Annotated in this window: 18 protein-coding genes; 16 read left to right on the top strand and 2 right to left on the bottom strand. The window is 37.1% G+C overall.

Annotation, left to right across the window (positions count from 1 at the left end; translation table 11 throughout):
- Positions 1 to 35 precede the first annotated feature (35 nt).
- Positions 36 to 719: a metallophosphoesterase family protein gene (locus P0N36_RS08920; protein ID WP_275842500.1), complete on the bottom strand. Its 684-nt coding sequence runs from the start codon at positions 717 to 719 to the stop codon at positions 36 to 38.
- Positions 720 to 899: 180 nt separating this feature from the next.
- On the opposite strand from P0N36_RS08920, the gene P0N36_RS08915 reads away from it, so the two are divergent.
- The 5 genes from P0N36_RS08915 (at position 900) to P0N36_RS08895 (ending at position 5,671) form a co-directional block, all read left to right on the top strand.
- Positions 900 to 1,892, top strand: coding sequence for a DNA polymerase III subunit (locus P0N36_RS08915; protein WP_275842499.1), 993 nt, complete (start codon positions 900 to 902; stop codon positions 1,890 to 1,892).
- Positions 1,893 to 1,929: 37 nt separating this feature from the next.
- Complete coding sequence (locus tag P0N36_RS08910) at positions 1,930 to 2,973, top strand: PSP1 domain-containing protein (RefSeq protein ID WP_275842498.1); 1,044 nt, start codon at positions 1,930 to 1,932, stop codon at positions 2,971 to 2,973.
- 10 nt (positions 2,974 to 2,983) lie between these two features.
- Complete coding sequence (locus P0N36_RS08905; RefSeq protein ID WP_275842497.1) at positions 2,984 to 3,721, top strand: tRNA1(Val) (adenine(37)-N6)-methyltransferase; 738 nt, start codon at positions 2,984 to 2,986, stop codon at positions 3,719 to 3,721.
- 75 nt (positions 3,722 to 3,796) lie between these two features.
- Entirely contained in the window at positions 3,797 to 4,636 is an 840-nt protein-coding gene (gene rsmI, locus P0N36_RS08900) for a 16S rRNA (cytidine(1402)-2'-O)-methyltransferase (RefSeq protein ID WP_275842496.1), read from the top strand.
- A 9-nt stretch (positions 4,637 to 4,645) separates the two neighbouring features.
- Positions 4,646 to 5,671: an FAD:protein FMN transferase gene (locus P0N36_RS08895; RefSeq protein WP_275842495.1), complete on the top strand. Its 1,026-nt coding sequence runs from the start codon at positions 4,646 to 4,648 to the stop codon at positions 5,669 to 5,671.
- Positions 5,672 to 5,770: 99 nt separating this feature from the next.
- Here the strand turns inward: P0N36_RS08895 and P0N36_RS08890 are convergent, their stop codons facing one another.
- Positions 5,771 to 6,031 carry an AbrB/MazE/SpoVT family DNA-binding domain-containing protein gene (locus P0N36_RS08890; protein WP_275842494.1) on the bottom strand — a complete coding sequence of 87 codons (261 nt, stop codon included), beginning with the start codon at positions 6,029 to 6,031 and terminating at the stop codon, positions 5,771 to 5,773.
- A gap of 641 nt (positions 6,032 to 6,672) precedes the next feature.
- Here P0N36_RS08890 and trpE point away from each other — a divergent pair.
- The 11 genes from trpE to P0N36_RS08835 all read left to right on the top strand — a co-directional run bounded on the left by trpE (position 6,673) and on the right by P0N36_RS08835 (position 17,235).
- Positions 6,673 to 8,067, top strand: coding sequence for an anthranilate synthase component I (trpE, locus tag P0N36_RS08885; RefSeq protein ID WP_275842493.1), 1,395 nt, complete (start codon positions 6,673 to 6,675; stop codon positions 8,065 to 8,067).
- A 15-nt stretch (positions 8,068 to 8,082) separates the two neighbouring features.
- A complete protein-coding gene (locus tag P0N36_RS08880; RefSeq protein ID WP_275842492.1) occupies positions 8,083 to 8,652 on the top strand; it encodes an anthranilate synthase component II in 570 nt (189 codons plus the stop codon).
- 11 nt (positions 8,653 to 8,663) lie between these two features.
- On the top strand, positions 8,664 to 9,689 hold the full coding sequence (trpD, locus tag P0N36_RS08875) for an anthranilate phosphoribosyltransferase (protein WP_275842491.1): 1,026 nt from the start codon (positions 8,664 to 8,666) through the stop codon (positions 9,687 to 9,689).
- 4 nt (positions 9,690 to 9,693) lie between these two features.
- Entirely contained in the window at positions 9,694 to 10,485 is a 792-nt protein-coding gene (trpC, locus tag P0N36_RS08870) for an indole-3-glycerol phosphate synthase TrpC (protein ID WP_275842490.1), read from the top strand.
- Positions 10,469 to 11,113, top strand: a complete 645-nt coding sequence (locus tag P0N36_RS08865) for a phosphoribosylanthranilate isomerase (RefSeq protein WP_275842489.1) — start codon at positions 10,469 to 10,471, stop codon at positions 11,111 to 11,113. Before trpC ends, P0N36_RS08865 begins: the two co-directional genes overlap by 17 nt.
- Positions 11,106 to 12,314 carry a tryptophan synthase subunit beta gene (gene trpB, locus P0N36_RS08860; protein ID WP_275842488.1) on the top strand — a complete coding sequence of 403 codons (1,209 nt, stop codon included), beginning with the start codon at positions 11,106 to 11,108 and terminating at the stop codon, positions 12,312 to 12,314. Before P0N36_RS08865 ends, trpB begins: the two co-directional genes overlap by 8 nt.
- Positions 12,315 to 12,325: 11 nt before the next feature.
- Positions 12,326 to 13,102, top strand: coding sequence for a tryptophan synthase subunit alpha (trpA, locus tag P0N36_RS08855; RefSeq protein ID WP_275842487.1), 777 nt, complete (start codon positions 12,326 to 12,328; stop codon positions 13,100 to 13,102).
- A 333-nt stretch (positions 13,103 to 13,435) separates the two neighbouring features.
- Positions 13,436 to 13,861, top strand: a complete 426-nt coding sequence (locus P0N36_RS08850) for a CBS domain-containing protein (RefSeq protein WP_275842486.1) — start codon at positions 13,436 to 13,438, stop codon at positions 13,859 to 13,861.
- Positions 13,862 to 14,210: 349 nt separating this feature from the next.
- Positions 14,211 to 15,284 (top strand): C4-dicarboxylate TRAP transporter substrate-binding protein, encoded by a 1,074-nt coding sequence (locus tag P0N36_RS08845; RefSeq protein WP_275842485.1) that lies wholly within the window; start codon positions 14,211 to 14,213, stop codon positions 15,282 to 15,284.
- A 99-nt stretch (positions 15,285 to 15,383) separates the two neighbouring features.
- Complete coding sequence (locus P0N36_RS08840) at positions 15,384 to 15,947, top strand: TRAP transporter small permease (protein ID WP_275842484.1); 564 nt, start codon at positions 15,384 to 15,386, stop codon at positions 15,945 to 15,947.
- Position 15,948: 1 nt separating this feature from the next.
- Positions 15,949 to 17,235 carry a TRAP transporter large permease gene (locus tag P0N36_RS08835; RefSeq protein WP_275842483.1) on the top strand — a complete coding sequence of 429 codons (1,287 nt, stop codon included), beginning with the start codon at positions 15,949 to 15,951 and terminating at the stop codon, positions 17,233 to 17,235.
- Positions 17,236 to 17,271: the final 36 nt, after the last annotated feature.

The raw sequence follows: 17,271 nt of genomic DNA, 5'->3' as shown, positions 1-17,271 counted from the left end.
TATTTAACATAAATAAAAAGCAATGAGTTAAAAAGCTACTCATTGCTTTTTTGTGGATTTTTTTTCATGAAGCCAGTATTAAAATTAGGTCTAGGCCTACTTTTTTTATCATAAGAATAGCCATTTGACTCAAATTCAAAAATATAATAGTCATAACCATTAATGATGGTTGTAAGGTCATAATGACGTACTCGTTTTGCATTTAAGTTGTAATTAAGATGTTGGTGACCATGAAGAAAGTAAGAAGGTTTATACACTTCCATTAGTTGATTAAAAACCATGAATCCTTGATGGCAAAGATCTTCCCCATCACCGATACCTTTTGCCGGAGCATGTGTCAGAAGGATGTCGAAACCTTGATGTTTATCAATCTTACGTCTAAGTTTGCGAACGCGTTTGACCATTTCGGTTTCTGAATACTGCATTGGTCCATTTTTGTATCGCATAGATCCGCCTAATCCAAGTATACGTATACCATTTACAAGGACCAAATCATCTTCAATATTAATACATCCCATAGGTGGTGAGTCTAGATACCTTTGGTCATGATTGCCATGAATGTAGTAGAGTGGTTTTCGTATGACCGTATTAAGAAACTCCATATAACTGGCTTTAAGATCACCAGCAGAAAGAATGACATCAATATTCTCAAAACGTTTTGGGTCAAAAAAATCCCATATGTATCTGGATTCTTGATCGGCTATAAGTAATATTTTCATAGGGCCTACCTTCCTATTATCTTTAATATCGCATAAATCCATTATAGCAGAGGCAGCAAGGCTTAACAATGTGTTATAGAAAAAGACTTATACTCAAAAGAATGATTATAAACTGTATACATTTGCTTTTAAAAAAGACATAATAATGATATGATAGGACATGTTAAAGGAGATGGGCATATGTATCGATTTGATGAGATTAAAGGCTATGAAGAGGTGATCCAGCATTTTCAAAACGCCATAAAACTGAATAAGATATCCCATGCCTATATTATAGAAGGTGAAAGCGGTATGGGCAAAAAACAATTGACCAACACATATGCCAAAGTTATGCAATGTTTGGATCATGGCATTGATGCTTGCGATGTTTGTAAGTCTTGCCGATCCTATGATAGTGGCAACCATCCAGATGTCATTCATATTCATGCCAGTAAGAAAACCGGTATCGGTGTAGATGACATACGTGAGCAAGTCAATAAAGATGTCCATATTAAGCCTTATGTATACGATTATAAGATCTATATTATACATGAAGCGGAAAAAATGACGATACAAGCACAAAACGCCTTGCTTAAAACTTTAGAAGAACCCCCAGTTCATGTGAGAATTTTTCTGTTGGCCACCCACACCCATACTTTTTTATCAACCATCTTATCAAGATGCGTTGTCATTCGCCTTAGGGCTCTAAGTCAAATATGTATTGAAGATTATCTGGAAAAGGATTTAGGTGTTCCGGATTATCAGGCGAAGCTCTATGCATCTTTTGCTAGAGGGAATATGGGTAGAGCTCTAGCTTTAAGACATTCAGAAAGTTTTCATGAAATGCGTAAAGACATGATTCAAGTTATGATGGCCATATCAAATAAAAATAAAGTAGAGGCCATGGCGCAAATAGAAATATTTGAAAAATATAAAGATGAAAAACAGAACTTCTTAGATCTTATGTTAACTTGGCTTAGAGACTTGATGGTGATTAAGAGTCTTGGAGATTTGGAGCCCTTGATTCATATGGACAATAAGAATCTGTTGTTGAAACAAGTACCCTATTTGTCGTATAATAGGATAAGTAGCTTGATTGAAGGTATAGAACAAATCAGAAAATACGACCGATTGCATATTAACTATACTTTGTTGGTAGAAGTGATGTTAATTCAAGCAATGAATTCAAAATAAATCCATTTCATTGGTATATGAAATTAAAGGAGAAGTTATGATAATAGTAGTAGGCGTTAGATTCAGAAAGGCCGGTAAGATTTATTATTTTGATCCGGCAACGTTTGATATAAAACCAGGACAATGTGTTATTGTTGAAACGGTAAGGGGCATCGAATATGGGCATGTTGTACTTGGTAATAGAGAGATAGAAGAAAATGATGTGGTACAACCCCTCAAAAAAGTAATCCGAATGGCAACAACAGAAGACGACCAAACTGAAGTTGAAAATAAGAAAAAAGAACGAGAGGCTTATGATGTTTGTAATAAAAAAATACGTAAGCATAACTTAGATATGAAGCTGATTGACTGCGAGTATACCTTTGATAACAATAAGCTATTATTTTACTTTACAGCGGACGGCCGTATTGATTTTAGAGAGCTGGTTAAAGATTTGGCAGCGGTTTTTAAGACACGTATTGAGTTACGGCAAATAGGCGTTAGAGATGAGACCAAGATGATTGGAAGCATCGGTATATGTGGTTTAGCCTTGTGTTGTCATAGTTTCTTAACAGACTTTCATCCAGTCTCAATAAAAATGGCAAAGGAACAGAACCTTTCTTTAAACCCGACAAAGATATCCGGTGTCTGTGGTCGCTTGATGTGTTGCCTCAAATATGAAGAAGAGACCTATGAATACTTAAATAAAAACTTACCAAATTATGGTGATATTGTTAAAGTTAAGGAAACAGGGCTTATGGGCGAGGTGATTAATACCAATATCATTCGTCAGTTGGTCAAGATTGTCATCAGAAAACCGGACGGTGATCCAGAGATTGTACAGCTTAAGATTGAGGATCTCTTGATACAAAAACCAAATAGAAAAAAAGGTCAAACTCAAATCACAAAAGAAGAAGAAGATGAGCTTAGAAGACTAGAAGCTCTTGAACGAGAAGAAAAGAAAAAAGAGAAGGACAATCAGGAAGACCAAAAGCAAAAGCATGAGCAGAAACATAGACCCAAACGTGGTAAACCTCAGAATAAAGTAAAACGTGTGAACAATCCTCAGAAGAAGCCACAAGAAGACAAAAAAAAGAGTTAAAGGAATTAAGATGATAGAAAAATTGAAACCTGATGAGCGTTTAGATGATTTGCATCGTAAAGGTTATAAGATTATACAAAATGAAGCCATGTTTTGTTTTGGCATGGATGCTGTTCTATTGGCAGGTTTTTGTAATATTAGAACCTCAGATGTGGTATTAGATCTTGGCACGGGTAACGGCATCATTCCTTTGCTTGTGGAAGGTAGATTTGGTCCTAAGCATATTACGGGGCTTGAGATACAAGAAGCGAATGTGGATATGGCCAAGCGAAGTGTTCAGATGAACCAATTAGAAGAAAAGATCAATATCATCCAAGGTGATATAAAGGAAGCGGATAATCTGCTTCCTTTATCCAACTATGATGTGGTAACCTGTAACCCACCCTATATGGATGCAGGAAAAGGTATTACCAATGAACTTAGTGCAAAAACCATTGCCCGCCATGAGGTATTATGCACCCTAGAAGATGTTATTTCTCAAGCGAGTCGATTGACAAAAGTGGGTGGCAGATTCTATTTGGTCCACAGACCCCATCGACTCATTGATATCATAACCTTGCTTAGAGCCAACAAAATGGAACCGAAGAGGTTGAAGATGGTTCATCCAAAGATTGGTAGTGAAGCCAATATGGTTTTGATTGAATCTGTAAGACAAGGCAATCCGTTTTTGAAGGTTGAAAAACCCTTAATTGTATATACATCAGAAGGCACCTACACCGATGAGATTTATAGTATTTACGGTTATTAGTTATTTGGTTTTGACCCTTTACCTTAGTATTAGTTGTCAATAAATGATTAGATACCATTTAGAAAAGAGGTACATATGGGTACATTATATTTGGTTGCAACGCCAATAGGCAACCTAGAAGATATGAGTTATAGAGCAATAAGAACCCTTAGGGAAGTTGATTATATAGCAGCGGAGGATACACGGCACACCATAAAGCTGCTGAACCATTATGAGATACATAAGACGATGACCAGTTATCATGAACATAACAAGCAGCAAAAAGGTCCGGATATTCTTAAAGACCTTAGGGAAGGTAAAGACATAGCCTTAGTAACAGATGCCGGAACACCAGGTATCTCTGACCCAGGAGAAGATTTGGTTATCTTATGTCAAGAAGCAGGGATACCAGTCACGTCAATTCCAGGTCCTGTAGCGCTGATTAATGGTCTGGTTCTGTCAGGGATGGATACAAGACGATTTGTTTATGAAGGTTTTTTGCCGGTAGGCAAGAAAGAAAGAGCCGAGCGTCTAAAGGATCTAACAAATGAATCCAGAACTATGATTTTTTACGAAGCACCTCATAGACTAAAAGCCTTTCTTAATGAAGTGACAGCCTTTTTTGGTGGTGAACGTGAGATTGTCATAACCCGAGAATTGACCAAGAAATTCGAAGAAGTTTTAAAATGGAAGCTTATAGAAGCCATTGATTACTATAGATCCAATGATCCTAGAGGTGAGTATGTTTTGATTATTGCAGGGTGCCCAAAGGAGCAACTTAAGTCAAAAGAAAATGTATTGTATGAAGCCTTATCACTTGAAGATCATCTTCAACATTATCTAAATCAAGGTATGAGTAAAAAAGAGGCGATTAAAGCCATTGCAAAAGATAGAGACAAACCTAAACGGGATATTTATCAGTATTTTATAGATTAGGAGAAAATGATGTTAAAAAAGTTCAGCATAATTATGTGCCTTATGTTTTTGCTTGTCGGCTGTGTAGGTACAGGTAATAGTTCTTCAAACTCAATAACGACCTATGCACTTGATACAGTCATTACCATTAATTTATATGATGAGGGTTCAGAGGCGATTTTTACACGCATGACCAATCGTATTCATGAGATTGAAGCGCTGATGTCAAAACATATTGAAGGCAGTGAAGTAGATCTAATTAATCAAAATGCAGGAATCAAACCCATTGTTGTATCACAAGACACCTACCAGGTAATCGAAAGAGCATTGTTGTATGCAAAACTTTCAAAAGGGAGCTTTGATCCTACTGTTGGACCGATTGTAGATTTATGGGGTATTGGTACAGAAGAAGCGAAAGTTCCAAGTGCCGACGAGATCACCGAAAAACTCATGTATGTAGATTATGAAGCCATTATATTGAATGAATTTGATCGGTCTGTCTACTTAAGTAAAACAGATATGGCTATTGATTTAGGTGCCATAGCTAAAGGGTATGTTGCAGATGAGTTGGCACTTGTACTAAAAAGTGAAGGGATTAACAAAGCCATCATCAATCTGGGTGGAAATGTATATGCCTATGGTGAAAAAGATAGCGGAGATGATTGGAAAATAGCTATTCAGACGCCATATGATCAAAGAAATGTTAATTTTGGATATGTAGAGATTAAGAATAAAACCGTGGTAACATCAGGTCCTTATGAACGTTATTTTGAAAAGGACGGTAAGACTTATCATCATATCTTTGATGCCAATACCGGCTATCCCGTTGAGGGTGAGACGATATCGGTGACCATCGTAACCCAATCTTCCATGGATGCAGATGCACTGTCGACATTACTATTTACCATGAATCAACAAGAGGGTCTTGATCTTATTGAATCTATGGATGGTGTAGAATGTTTATACATTGATCGTGATTATGAGATTAGGATGTCTTCTGGATTTGAAGAGATTTTTACACTAACAGATAACACCTACAAGGTTGTTCATAATTAAGTTGTAAAAACCCCCAGTGTAAATGGGGGTTTTATTTTAAGTATATAATGCGCATATGATGTTTTCAAAGTAAGTCATGACCTTCAGAATGCTTAATTTCTAAACGATTGTGAAACCTGCAATCTGTGCCATTTTCAGAATTGAATTCTTTGAAATTTTCTTGCCTTCAAATTCAATCAATTCATCCATTTCCCCTGTGAAGATATCACAAGGTGAATATTTCTTGAGAACGAAGGCATCTTCAATTCGGAAGATTTCGACTGCATCTCTTGCAGAAATATTCAATAGTGTTCGTAACTCGCTTGGTATCGTTATACGCCCAAGTGAGTCCACTCGTCTTACAAAACCAGTGTAAATCATAAAATCACCCCTATTCATATTAGTTGGTTAACTCTCCAAGTAGTATTTTATCAAAAAAGTTAATAATAATCAAGTAAAAAATCAAAAAAAATTTCATGTCTTTACATTGTCTTTACGCCTCAACCTACTAGACACTATAAAAATCAAGAAAGGGTAAAAATACTAAATTATCACTTTACAGTATTAAAGGATTGTGATATAATACAAAAAAACATATTCAAATATCAGTGATTGGAAAAAGTATCATATTGTCTACAGGTTATTTTGGTAGACTGGAATTGTTAAGCGAGCCGTCGATTGGTGTGAGGTACGGTACAAGGAAAGTATGAGAATGGTTCCATGAGATGCAGAGTGAAGTTACAGTAGCTTGGGCCGGGAACTCCCGTTATAGAGTCAGGATATCGATTTATTCCGTATCTGTTAGACAGTAGGTATTATTTGAGTGGTTACGATAGCATTTCGTCTCAAGACGAGGTGTTTTTTTGTTTTTATAGAGGTTTATAAAAGCAGCTTACCATGATGATAGTACTCTTGGGTGGCATAGCGAAACCAATTCGTCCCATAGAAGGGAAGGATTTGGTTTTTTTTATATCATAAACCGGTCAGAAATAAGAGAGAAGCATGTGCATAGTGGAGGATAAATGATGAATAACAAAAGACTTATTACTTATGAACACATTATAGCTTGTGATACTGAAACACCTATTACCTTATACTCAAAATATGTTAGAAATGAAATGGGATTTCTTCTTGAGAGTAAAGAACAACCCAAAGGCCGTTATTCCTTTATGGCTTGTAACCCGGATAAAGAGATTAAAGCCTATGGTAGTAAAGTTGAAGTCGTCACAAATAGTGAAGTCATAATCTATGAAGGTAGAGCCCTTGATGTGGTAAAAAAAGAAATGGACTATTATGATGTGGAGAATAGGACAGATTTACCATTTGTAGGCGGTGCCGTCGGTTCGGTTGGGTATGACATGATCAGACAATACGAAGATATTCCCTTAAGGAATCCGGATGAACTTCAGACACCGGATTTACATCTCATGTTTGTAACAGAAATATTGGCTTACGATCATTTTTTTAATCAATTGCATATTGTGGTGTTGGAGGAAGTAACAGATTCAGGCGCAGAAAAAGCCCGAAAACGTATTGACGACATTGAAGAAAAGTTGAAAAGAGAAGCCAATTTAGAAGAAGATAAGTTGGAGGAAGAACTAAAATTTGAGAGTAATATTAGTCAAGAAATCTATGAAAATGCAGTGATAAAGGCAAAGAAATACATCTATGAAGGAGATATTTTCCAAGTGGTTTTATCTCAAAGATGGAGCGCTACATGTAACACTTCGCCCTTTAAGCTTTACCGAAAACTTAGAAGAATGAACCCATCTCCTTATATGTTTTATTTCAATTTTCAGTCTTATTACATTGTTGGGTCTTCACCGGAAATGTTAGTAGAAATGAAAGGCAATCATATTAAGAACTGTCCGATTGCCGGTACTAGAAAAAGAGGGGCAACGTCTATGGAAGACGAAGAACTGGCTAAGGATTTGTTAGAGGATGAAAAAGAAAGAGCGGAACATAATATGTTGGTGGATCTAGGACGTAATGATATGGGTAAGATTGCTAAGATTGGTTCTGTTGAGGTGACCAGTTATATGGAAGTCCAAAAATACTCCCATGTAATGCATTTGGTTTCTTTAGTAGAAGGAGAGAAAGATGAAGATAAGGATATGTTTGAAGTTTTAATGAGTTTTCTCCCGGCAGGTACATTATCAGGTGCCCCCAAGATAAGAGCCATGGAGATTATTGATGAGCTAGAGGAAACCAAGCGCGGTATATACGGTGGCGCAATCGGTTATTTTGGTTATAACAAGAATATGGATATGTGTATTGCCATAAGAACCATGATTATTAAAGATGAAAAAGTATATATACAAGCCGGTGCCGGTATCGTAGCAGATTCAGATCCCACTATGGAGTATGAGGAAACAAGAAACAAAGCAGAGGCTCAAATTAAAGCCATTCACATATAAGTCAAGGAGGCATTTATGATTGTACTAATAGATAATTATGATTCATTTACCTACAACCTTTATCAGTTTGTCGGTGTCTATGAAAAGGACATTCGAGTCATACGCAATGACAAAATAACAGCAGACGAACTGCTTGATCTAAAACCGGATAAAATGATCCTATCCCCCGGTCCCAAAGCACCGGTGGATGCAGGTAATTGTCTTGATATAATTAGCAAGGTTTCCGGTAAAATACCCATACTGGGCGTTTGTTTAGGTCATCAATGTATCGGACAAGCTTTTGGGGGCAAAATTATACATGCTAAAGAGCTTTATCACGGTAAGTGTTCTACCATATCCTTAGCTAAGAATGACCTGTTTCGTGACATGGATTTAAATCTTGAAGTTGCGAGGTACCATTCCTTGGTCGTTGAATACGCAACCTTGCCAGAGTGTTTTGATGTACTGGCTAAAACAGAAGAAGGCGAAATTATGGCTATGAAACATAAGAGCCACTTAACATATGGACTTCAGTTTCATCCAGAATCCATACTGACGCCTCAAGGTCGAAAAATCATTAAAAACTTTGTAAACATGGTATGTTAGGAGGTATAAAGATGGCACATGAATTATTGGATCAATTGATTATAGGACAAGACTTAACAGAAGAACAAATGATGATTTATATGAATGAAATCATGAGTGGTGAAAAGTGTGATGCTGAAATTGCTAGTTTTTTGACAGCTCTAAAAATCAAAGGAGAAAGTATCCATGAGATTGTAGCCGGTGCCAAAGTTCTTAGAGAAAAGGCCTTGCCCATTGATTTGCAAGATATTGAAACGCTTGATACTTGTGGCACTGGAGGTGATAGTAGCGGTACCTATAATATATCCACAGCCGTTGCGGTTGTAGCAGCGGCGGCCGGTGTATCGGTTGTAAAGCATGGTAACCGTTCTGTATCCAGCAAGTGTGGATGCGCAGATGTACTTGAAGCATGTGGGGTGAAAATTGATCTAAACCCTGAACAAGTTAAAGCTTGTATTGATGAACTACAGATTGGCTTTTTATTTGCACCTACTTTTCATAGCGCTATGCGTCACGTAGGCCCAACCAGAAAAGCATTGGGATTTAGAACGATTTTTAATATCTTAGGACCATTGGCCAATCCGGCTAATGCAAAATCCCAAGTGCTGGGGGTATTTGATAAAGCTTTGGTAGATATTTTTGCCAGAGTACTTCAAGCCTTAGGTGTACAAAGAGCTATGGTGGTTCACGGAAAAGATGGCCTAGATGAGATTACAGTAACCGATGAAACTTATGTATCTGAGCTTAGAGATGGAAATATAGTAAGCTATATAATCAAACCGGAAGACTGTGGTATTGATAGAGCCACGATAGAAGATCTTCAAGGTGGTGATGTTATAGAAAACGCTCAGATTCTAAGACAGGTTTTGAGTGGTGAGATTATTGGACCTAAAAGGGATATATTAGTATTAAATGCAGGGGCCGCTTTATTTATAGCGGACAAGGTGAAAGATATACATGAAGGTATAGAACTTGCAAAGCATATCATCGACACGGGCCTTGCTATTTCCAAGCTTGAAGCTTTTGCGACCAAAACCCAAGAATTTGCTAAGGGGTGAGTTCATGTCGAAAAGATTATTTTTAAAAGATATTGTTAGTCAAAAAGAAAAAAGACTTAAGGATCAACCTTTAGTAGTTGAAGAATTGATAGAACAAATAGCAAGGACCAAGACACCACCTTCATTTTACGATGCAATAGTAAAGGATGGTTTATCGATAGTCGGAGAAATAAAAAAAGCATCACCATCAAAAGGGTTAATCAAAGAAGATTTTAACCCAGTCGCCCTTGCTAAGCTTTATGCTCATTCTGTAGATGCTATCTCAGTTTTAACGGAGGAAGATTTTTTTATGGGTCATGCGCGCTACCTTACTAAAGTAGCCAAAACGGTTGATATGCCAATATTGTATAAAGATTTTATTGTTCAAGCCAATCAGGTTTATCATGCAAGAGCCATTGGCGCTAGTTGTATCTTGTTGATTGTAGCCATTTTAACAGATGTACAAATAAGAGAGTACAGTATGTTAGCAAAAAGCCTTGGGATGGAAGTGTTAATGGAAACCCATACAAAGGATGAAATTGGGCGAGCGCTTAAAGGGGATGTTAGGATTATAGGTATTAACAATCGGAATCTAAAGACCTTTAAAACAGATATTGGAACCACACTTAAGTTGAGAAGGTATGTGCCAAAAGACAGATTGGTCATAAGTGAAAGCGGTATACATAGACCGGAAGACCTTACCATTTTAAAAAAAGTGGATATTGATGGCATATTGGTGGGTGAGAGTTTTATGCGTGGAGACATTGGTTTGATGGCGAAAGCATTTAAGGAGGCATATGATGGGAAAGGGATTTGAAGTTAAGATTTGCGGGATCAAAACCCAAGAGGAAATCGCATTCATCAATAGATATCCGGTAGATTATGCAGGACTAATTTTTGCACCCAGTAAACGTCAAGTTAGTTTGGAAAAAGGAAAAGAAATAAGGCCTTTAATTAGAAAAGATATCAAAGTGGTTGGTGTTTTTGTAGATGCCACTTATCAAGAAATAAATAGGGCTATAGTAGAATGTGATTTGAATGTGGTACAACTGCATGGTAAAGAGACCAATGATGAAGTATTAAAAATACCTGTTGAAGTATGGAAAAGTATTCCGATTGAAAATAAGAATAGCCTTCTACAGATTAGGCAATACCCGGATTGTGATGGGGTGCTGTTGGACACTTATTACAAAGGTGCGACAGGTGGTACAGGCCAGTCTTTTAACCATAAATGGGTCAATGATTATGGTGATATATCTCAGAAGCTGATACTAGCAGGCGGATTATCTCCGGACAATGTTTTATCTGTTTTAGAGAATATAATTCCGGATGTGTTGGATTTTAATTCCGGACTAGAAACAAAGTTAATGAAAGATCCGCTAAAAGTGGATAAGTTATTTAAAATATTGGCTAAGTATTATGAGGAGGAAATGAAAGATGAATAAGAATTTTGGACGGTTTGGCGGTCAGTATGTACCGGAGGCGTTGATGTACCCATTAAAAGAATTAGAAGCAGCTTTTGATAAGTACTCAAAGGACGAAGACTTTATTAAGGAATATCGCTATTATCTTAAGGAATATGTTGGAAGAGAAACACCTTTATATTTGGCACAGCGTTTGACTGAAACTTTAAAAGGCGCCAAAATCTATCTAAAAAGAGAAGATCTAAACCATACAGGTGCACATAAGATTAACAATGTTCTTGGTCAGATTTTACTGGCAAAAAGAATGGGAAAGAAAAAAGTGATTGCAGAAACGGGAGCAGGACAGCATGGTGTTGCAACAGCAACCGGCGCGGCGTTATTTGGTATGGAATGTACAGTGTTTATGGGTGAGGAAGATGTCCAAAGACAACAACTAAATGTATTTCGGATGGAGCTATTGGGCGCTAAGGTTGTTACGGTGACATCAGGGACTTCCACTCTTAAGGATGCCACTAATGAAGCCATTAGGGAATGGGTTAGGACTGTGGAAGACACCTTTTATGTTATTGGGTCGGTGGTGGGCCCCCATCCTTATCCAACGATGGTTCGAGACTTTCAAAGGGTTATTGGTGATGAGACCAGAAGACAAATACTTGAAAAAGAAGGGCGACTACCGGATAAGATTATTGCATGTGTAGGTGGCGGTAGCAATGCGATGGGTATATTTTATCCTTTTGTTGAAGACCTCAAAGTGGATTTGATTGGAATTGAGGCTGCCGGATTAGGTGTAGAATCGGGTAAACACGCTGTGGTACTTAATAAAGCGGCAGGTGGCACCTTGGGTGTGCTCCACGGTATGAAAACGATGCTTTTAACGGATGAAAACGGTAACATCATACCGGCGCATTCCATATCCGCCGGACTTGACTATCCCGGAGTTGGGCCAGAACATGCGTATCTACAAGATGTTAAAAGGGCAACCTATGAAATGATTACAGATCAAGAAGCCTTAGATGGTTTTGAAATGCTTTCAAAAATAGAAGGTATTATTCCTGCGCTTGAGAGCTCCCATGCCATAGCCTATGCTATGAAAATTGCCCCAACGATGAAGCCGGAAGAAATTATTGTCATTAATCTTTCGGGAAGAGGCGATAAGGATACCCATACCGTTATGGATTATTTTAGAGACGGCAAGACCGGTCTTGAAAAACTAAACAAATAGGAGGCAATAGCATGAATCGAATAGAAGCGACATTTATGAAACTAAAAAAGGAAGGTAAAAAAGCCCATATCAGCTTTTTGACAGCGGGAGATCCCAGTATAGATCAGAGCTTTGAGCTGGTCAAAGCCTTGATAGAAGGCGGTTCAGATATTGTGGAAATCGGAGTTCCGTATTCAGATCCCTTGGCAGACGGACCGGTTATTCAAGCTGCATCTACTAGAGCCTTAGCAAGCGGCGTAACAGTGGAGCAAGTTTTTGAATTAGCAGCTAGGTGTAGGACCGCTACAGATATACCGATGCTTTTTCTTATGTATGCCAACACTCTGATGGTTTACGGTGTAGAAAGGTTTATTGCAAGATGTTCTATGGTGGGTATTGATGGATTAATCATTCCGGATATTCCTTATGAAGAACGGGAAGGGATATTGCCCTATATGAAAAAATATGGTGTGGAAATGATTCCCTTAGTAGCACCGACTTCAAAAGATAGAGTACCACTTATTACCAGTGAATGTAATGGTTTTGTTTATTGTGTCTCATCACTTGGGGTTACCGGTCGTACTTCTGAATTTGCAAATGATATTGAGGACTACATTAAGGACGTTAAGTCTCAGACTTCTTTACCGGTAGCCATTGGATTTGGAATAACGGATTATGAAGATGTCAAGCGTCTGGAATCTGTTGCGGACGGTGTCATTGTAGGATCGGCGATTGTTAAGGAAATAGAACGTTCAAATGGTGATGCGGCTACATTAAAGACATTTGTTAGTAAACTTTTCTTTGGGTAATATCCGATACTCTAGGTAATTACTACTATTTCGAAGCGTCAAGACCTTTCCTGCCGTGAATAATTTGCAAGCAAAACACGACAGAGTCGCTTTATTCTTGTTCTATAAGAAAGTTTACAAACAAGCATCATGTCTTGAAGATTGACATGATGCATCAAAGATACTTTCTTATGAACAGTTCGGAAATATGAGCATAGCTCATAACGTGGTTTCACCACTTTTCCTTGTTAATAGATTTTAAATAGTTTTTACATATTCCATTCATATTAATATGGTACAATTGTAATAGAGTGTAAATGTATTAGGTTGTGTTTGGAAAGGGTGAGTGAATAAATGAATGTTGCGTTTTTTTTGACACCAAAGAGTGAAGTCATCACACTTGAAAAAAAGTACACAGTAGGGCAAGCTTTGGAAGTTATGAAACAACACAAGTATACAAGTTTGCCGGTTTTGGATGAGAAGGGACGGTATGTAGATACCTTGTCAGAAGGTGATATACTTTGGCATCTAAAGGACCATTGCAACTACAGCATAGAGATTATTGAACAACAAAGCTTAAGAAAGATTAAGCGTCACTATAATATCAACGCTATTTCTATTGGATCAAGTATTGACTCTATTATTGATATGGCATCTACCCAAGCCTATGTTCCGGTTGTTGATGATCAGAATATTTTTATAGGCATTATCAAAAGAAGTGATATTATCCACTATTGTATGACCCGAATTAATAATAAGGAAGCGACAATGATTTCCTAATAGATTACACGTTACCAAGTAAGTTAAAGTGTCTCAAAGGTTTAAAGCCTTTGAGGCTTTTTTTTATTTGACTACTTTATTCGAATCAAAAGGGTGTATAGCGTGACGAAGTCACTCTTCTAACTCTAAAAGCAGATGTATAATTTATCCATAGAATGGAACATATAAGTGGATTTAATGTTCAAAAATACAATAAAAGACATAAATTATGAAGTGAGTTCATATTTTTCAACAAAAAAACAGGATAGTTGATTGCTGATTTTATTAAATAGCTATATAGTTTTTATAGTAGCTAAGCAATATTAATCAAGAAAATAACAACAAAACATTTAAACTGGGAGGAAGTAAAATGAAGAAGTTTTTATCAATTTTAATGGCACTGGTTTTAATTCTATCACTAGCAGGTTGTGGGGCAAAAGAAACACCTGTTGCTGAAACAACAACTGAAACACCAGCAACTGATGAAGCAACAACTGAAACGCCAGCAACACCTGTAGAAAAAAAGGTAATAACAGTAAGTACAAAATTTGTTGATAATGAGCAAACAGCTATTTCTTTGGTTAAAGTTGTCGATGCAATCAATGAAAGAAGTGGTGGTTCACTTGAATTACAACTCTTTACCAATGGCGTATTACCAATCGGTAAAGACGGTATGGAGCAAATCGTTCAAGGTTCTGACTGGATCATGGTTGAGGGTGTTAACTTCCTTGGTGACTATGTACCGGATTACAATGCAGTAACTGGACCATTTTTATACAAAAATTTTGATGAGTACTTTGCAATGATGGAAACACCACTTGTACAAGCGATGAATCAAAAAATCGAAGATGAGTATGGCATTAAAGTACTTTCATTGGACTGGGTATTTGGTTTTAGAAGTATGATGACAAAAACACCAATATCAAAACCAGAAGATATGAAGGGTCTGAACATTCGCGTTCCCACCAGCCAGTTGTATACATACACAATAGAAGCTATGGGTGGAAACCCAGTTGCTATGCCTTATCCAGATACTTATGCAGCAATCCAACAAGGCGTTATTGATGGTGTCGAAGGTTCAATCATGACGTATTACGGAACTCAACAATATGAAAATGTAAAAGAATACTCAATTACAAATCACTTATTAGGTGTTTCGGCGGTTTCTATTTCAACCAAGCTTTGGGACAAATTAACAGAAGAAGAGCAAACCATCCTTGTAGAAGAATTTGAAAAAGGTATGCAAGACAATTTAGATGAAACCATTAAAGCAGAAGGTGAAATGGCTGAGCTTTTAAAAGCAGAAGGTGTAACTTTCCATGATGTTGATTCTGAGGCATTTCTTGCAGCTGCAGCACCAGTATTTACAAAGTTTGACAACTGGACACCTGGTATTTATGATGCCATTCTAGTTGAACTTGAAAAAATTAAAGCAAATCAATAGAATCATAGAAGCCTTTAATCTTTAACTTTATAGCGTTCCTCCTATAGCGATAGGAGGAACGTTATTAAGGTCTAAAGATGAAAAAAATAGGAGGTCACCATGAATAAACATTTAAGGCATATTGGCGTACATTTTGAGCTTTATATTGGATCCATATTTTTATCAATAACATCCGTCATTGTCATTATGAACGTGTTCACCAGATATTTTCTAAAATTCACTTTTACATGGGCTGAAGAAATAGCAGTAGGATGCTTTGTTTGGACAATCTTCTTAGGACTAGCTAATGCTTATAAAACCAAAGGTTTAATCGGTGTTGAGGTTCTAACAAAGATGGTGCCCAAAAAAGGTCAGCCAGTAGTTGTATTCATTACATCTTTGGCTATAACAGTATTATCCAGTACAATGTTCTACTACAGTATTTTATATGTTCAAGGATCTACAAAAATAACAGCAGCACTTGAGGTATCATACAAATATATTTATGCCTCTATCATTGTATCATTTGGGTTGATATCTATATATTCTATTTATTTCTTAATACAAAGCTTTAGAAAGATATTTATTGACCATGATATCAATATAGAGATTGAAGATGACTTAGATGAGCATCTATTAGAAGAGCAATTAGAGCAGCTCAAAGATCGTAAGGAGGAATATTAATATGGAAGCTTTATTACCGATAGGCGTACTCTTTATCTTGTTTTTTCTTAATATTCCAATTGCCTTTGCCCTAATGGGCGCATCACTGTTTTATTTTATATTTATAAACACATCAATGCCCATACAAATGGTAATTCAGCAATTTGTAACCGCTGTCGAATCTTTTCCATATTTGGCAGTACCCTTCTTTATTATGGTAGGCTCCGTTATGAACCATTCTGGTATCAGTAAAGCCTTAATGGACTTTGCCGATGTTTTAGTGGGTCATACAAAAGGTGGTTTGGCACAAGTTAACGTACTACTAAGTGCATTAATGGGTGGTATATCCGGTTCGGCAAATGCGGATGCTGCCATGCAATCCAAAATACTTGTACCTGAAATGGAACGAAAAGGATTCTCCAGGCCATTTTCAGCGGCTATAACAGCAGCATCTTCTGCAATCAGTCCGGTTATTCCTCCTGGAACCAATCTGATATTGTATGCATTGATTGCCAATGTATCTGTTGGAAGTATGTTTTTAGCGGCTTATATGCCAGGAATTTTGATGGCACTTGCCTTGATGATTACAGTTCATATCATTTCAGTCAGAAGAAATTATCAACCCAGTCGTGAAAAAATGTCATCACCAATGGCTATTTTCAAGCAGTTTATTGTATCTGTATGGGCATTGTTTATTCCGTTTGCCATTATTATGGGTATGCGTTTTGGTATTTTTACACCCACGGAAGCGGGTGGTATTGCGGTTGTATTTGCAGCAATCGTTGGTTTTGTGGTCTACAAAAAACTAAAAATCGAGCACATTCCTTTGATTCTAATGGATACAGTTAAAAGCACCGGTGCAGTTATGGCAATTATAGCCAGCGCAAAAGTATTTGGTTACTATCTTACTCTTGAGAGAATCCCACAAATGATCACGGAATTCTTAGTGAATATGACAGACAGTCCTTTTGTCTTACTAATGGTTATCAATATATTATTGCTCTTTATCGGTATGTTCATCGAAGGTGGGGCAGCTCTTGTTATCTTAGCACCACTACTTGTTCCAGCGGTTAAGATGTTTGGTGTTGATCCGATTCACTTTGGTATGATTTTCATTGTAAATATAATGGTCGGAGGTTTAACACCACCCTTTGGATCCATGATGTTTACCGTATGTTCTATTGTAAATGTAAAGCTAGAAGACTTCATCAAAGAAGTATGGCCTTTTATAGTAGCCCTAATAGCGGTACTTCTACTTGTAACCTATTCAGAAGGCGTTGCACTCTTCACATTAAATCTATTTAGTTAAAACTTAATTTTCCCACATAGAATTACTTAGCGATGG

This window comes from Petrocella sp. FN5 (assembly GCF_029210395.1).
Classification (GTDB): Bacteria; Bacillota; Clostridia; order Lachnospirales; family Vallitaleaceae; genus Petrocella.
Note: the sequence above shows the minus strand (reverse complement) of the source record. Positions and strands in the feature narration are given on the sequence as shown.

Excerpts from the sequence above, each read along its gene's own strand:
- P0N36_RS08920 (WP_275842500.1), bottom strand. The coding sequence starts at position 719 with ATGAAAATATTACTTATAGCCGATCAAGAATCCAGATACATATGGGAT.
- P0N36_RS08915 (WP_275842499.1), top strand. The coding sequence starts at position 900 with ATGTATCGATTTGATGAGATTAAAGGCTATGAAGAGGTGATCCAGCAT.
- P0N36_RS08910 (WP_275842498.1), top strand. The coding sequence starts at position 1,930 with ATGATAATAGTAGTAGGCGTTAGATTCAGAAAGGCCGGTAAGATTTAT.
- P0N36_RS08905 (WP_275842497.1), top strand. The coding sequence starts at position 2,984 with ATGATAGAAAAATTGAAACCTGATGAGCGTTTAGATGATTTGCATCGT.
- rsmI (WP_275842496.1), top strand. The coding sequence starts at position 3,797 with ATGGGTACATTATATTTGGTTGCAACGCCAATAGGCAACCTAGAAGAT.
- P0N36_RS08895 (WP_275842495.1), top strand. The coding sequence starts at position 4,646 with ATGTTAAAAAAGTTCAGCATAATTATGTGCCTTATGTTTTTGCTTGTC.
- P0N36_RS08890 (WP_275842494.1), bottom strand. The coding sequence starts at position 6,031 with ATGATTTACACTGGTTTTGTAAGACGAGTGGACTCACTTGGGCGTATA.
- trpE (WP_275842493.1), top strand. The coding sequence starts at position 6,673 with ATGATGAATAACAAAAGACTTATTACTTATGAACACATTATAGCTTGT.
- P0N36_RS08880 (WP_275842492.1), top strand. The coding sequence starts at position 8,083 with ATGATTGTACTAATAGATAATTATGATTCATTTACCTACAACCTTTAT.
- trpD (WP_275842491.1), top strand. The coding sequence starts at position 8,664 with ATGGCACATGAATTATTGGATCAATTGATTATAGGACAAGACTTAACA.
- trpC (WP_275842490.1), top strand. The coding sequence starts at position 9,694 with ATGTCGAAAAGATTATTTTTAAAAGATATTGTTAGTCAAAAAGAAAAA.
- P0N36_RS08865 (WP_275842489.1), top strand. The coding sequence starts at position 10,469 with ATGGGAAAGGGATTTGAAGTTAAGATTTGCGGGATCAAAACCCAAGAG.
- trpB (WP_275842488.1), top strand. The coding sequence starts at position 11,106 with ATGAATAAGAATTTTGGACGGTTTGGCGGTCAGTATGTACCGGAGGCG.
- trpA (WP_275842487.1), top strand. The coding sequence starts at position 12,326 with ATGAATCGAATAGAAGCGACATTTATGAAACTAAAAAAGGAAGGTAAA.
- P0N36_RS08850 (WP_275842486.1), top strand. The coding sequence starts at position 13,436 with ATGAATGTTGCGTTTTTTTTGACACCAAAGAGTGAAGTCATCACACTT.
- P0N36_RS08845 (WP_275842485.1), top strand. The coding sequence starts at position 14,211 with ATGAAGAAGTTTTTATCAATTTTAATGGCACTGGTTTTAATTCTATCA.
- P0N36_RS08840 (WP_275842484.1), top strand. The coding sequence starts at position 15,384 with ATGAATAAACATTTAAGGCATATTGGCGTACATTTTGAGCTTTATATT.
- P0N36_RS08835 (WP_275842483.1), top strand. The coding sequence starts at position 15,949 with ATGGAAGCTTTATTACCGATAGGCGTACTCTTTATCTTGTTTTTTCTT.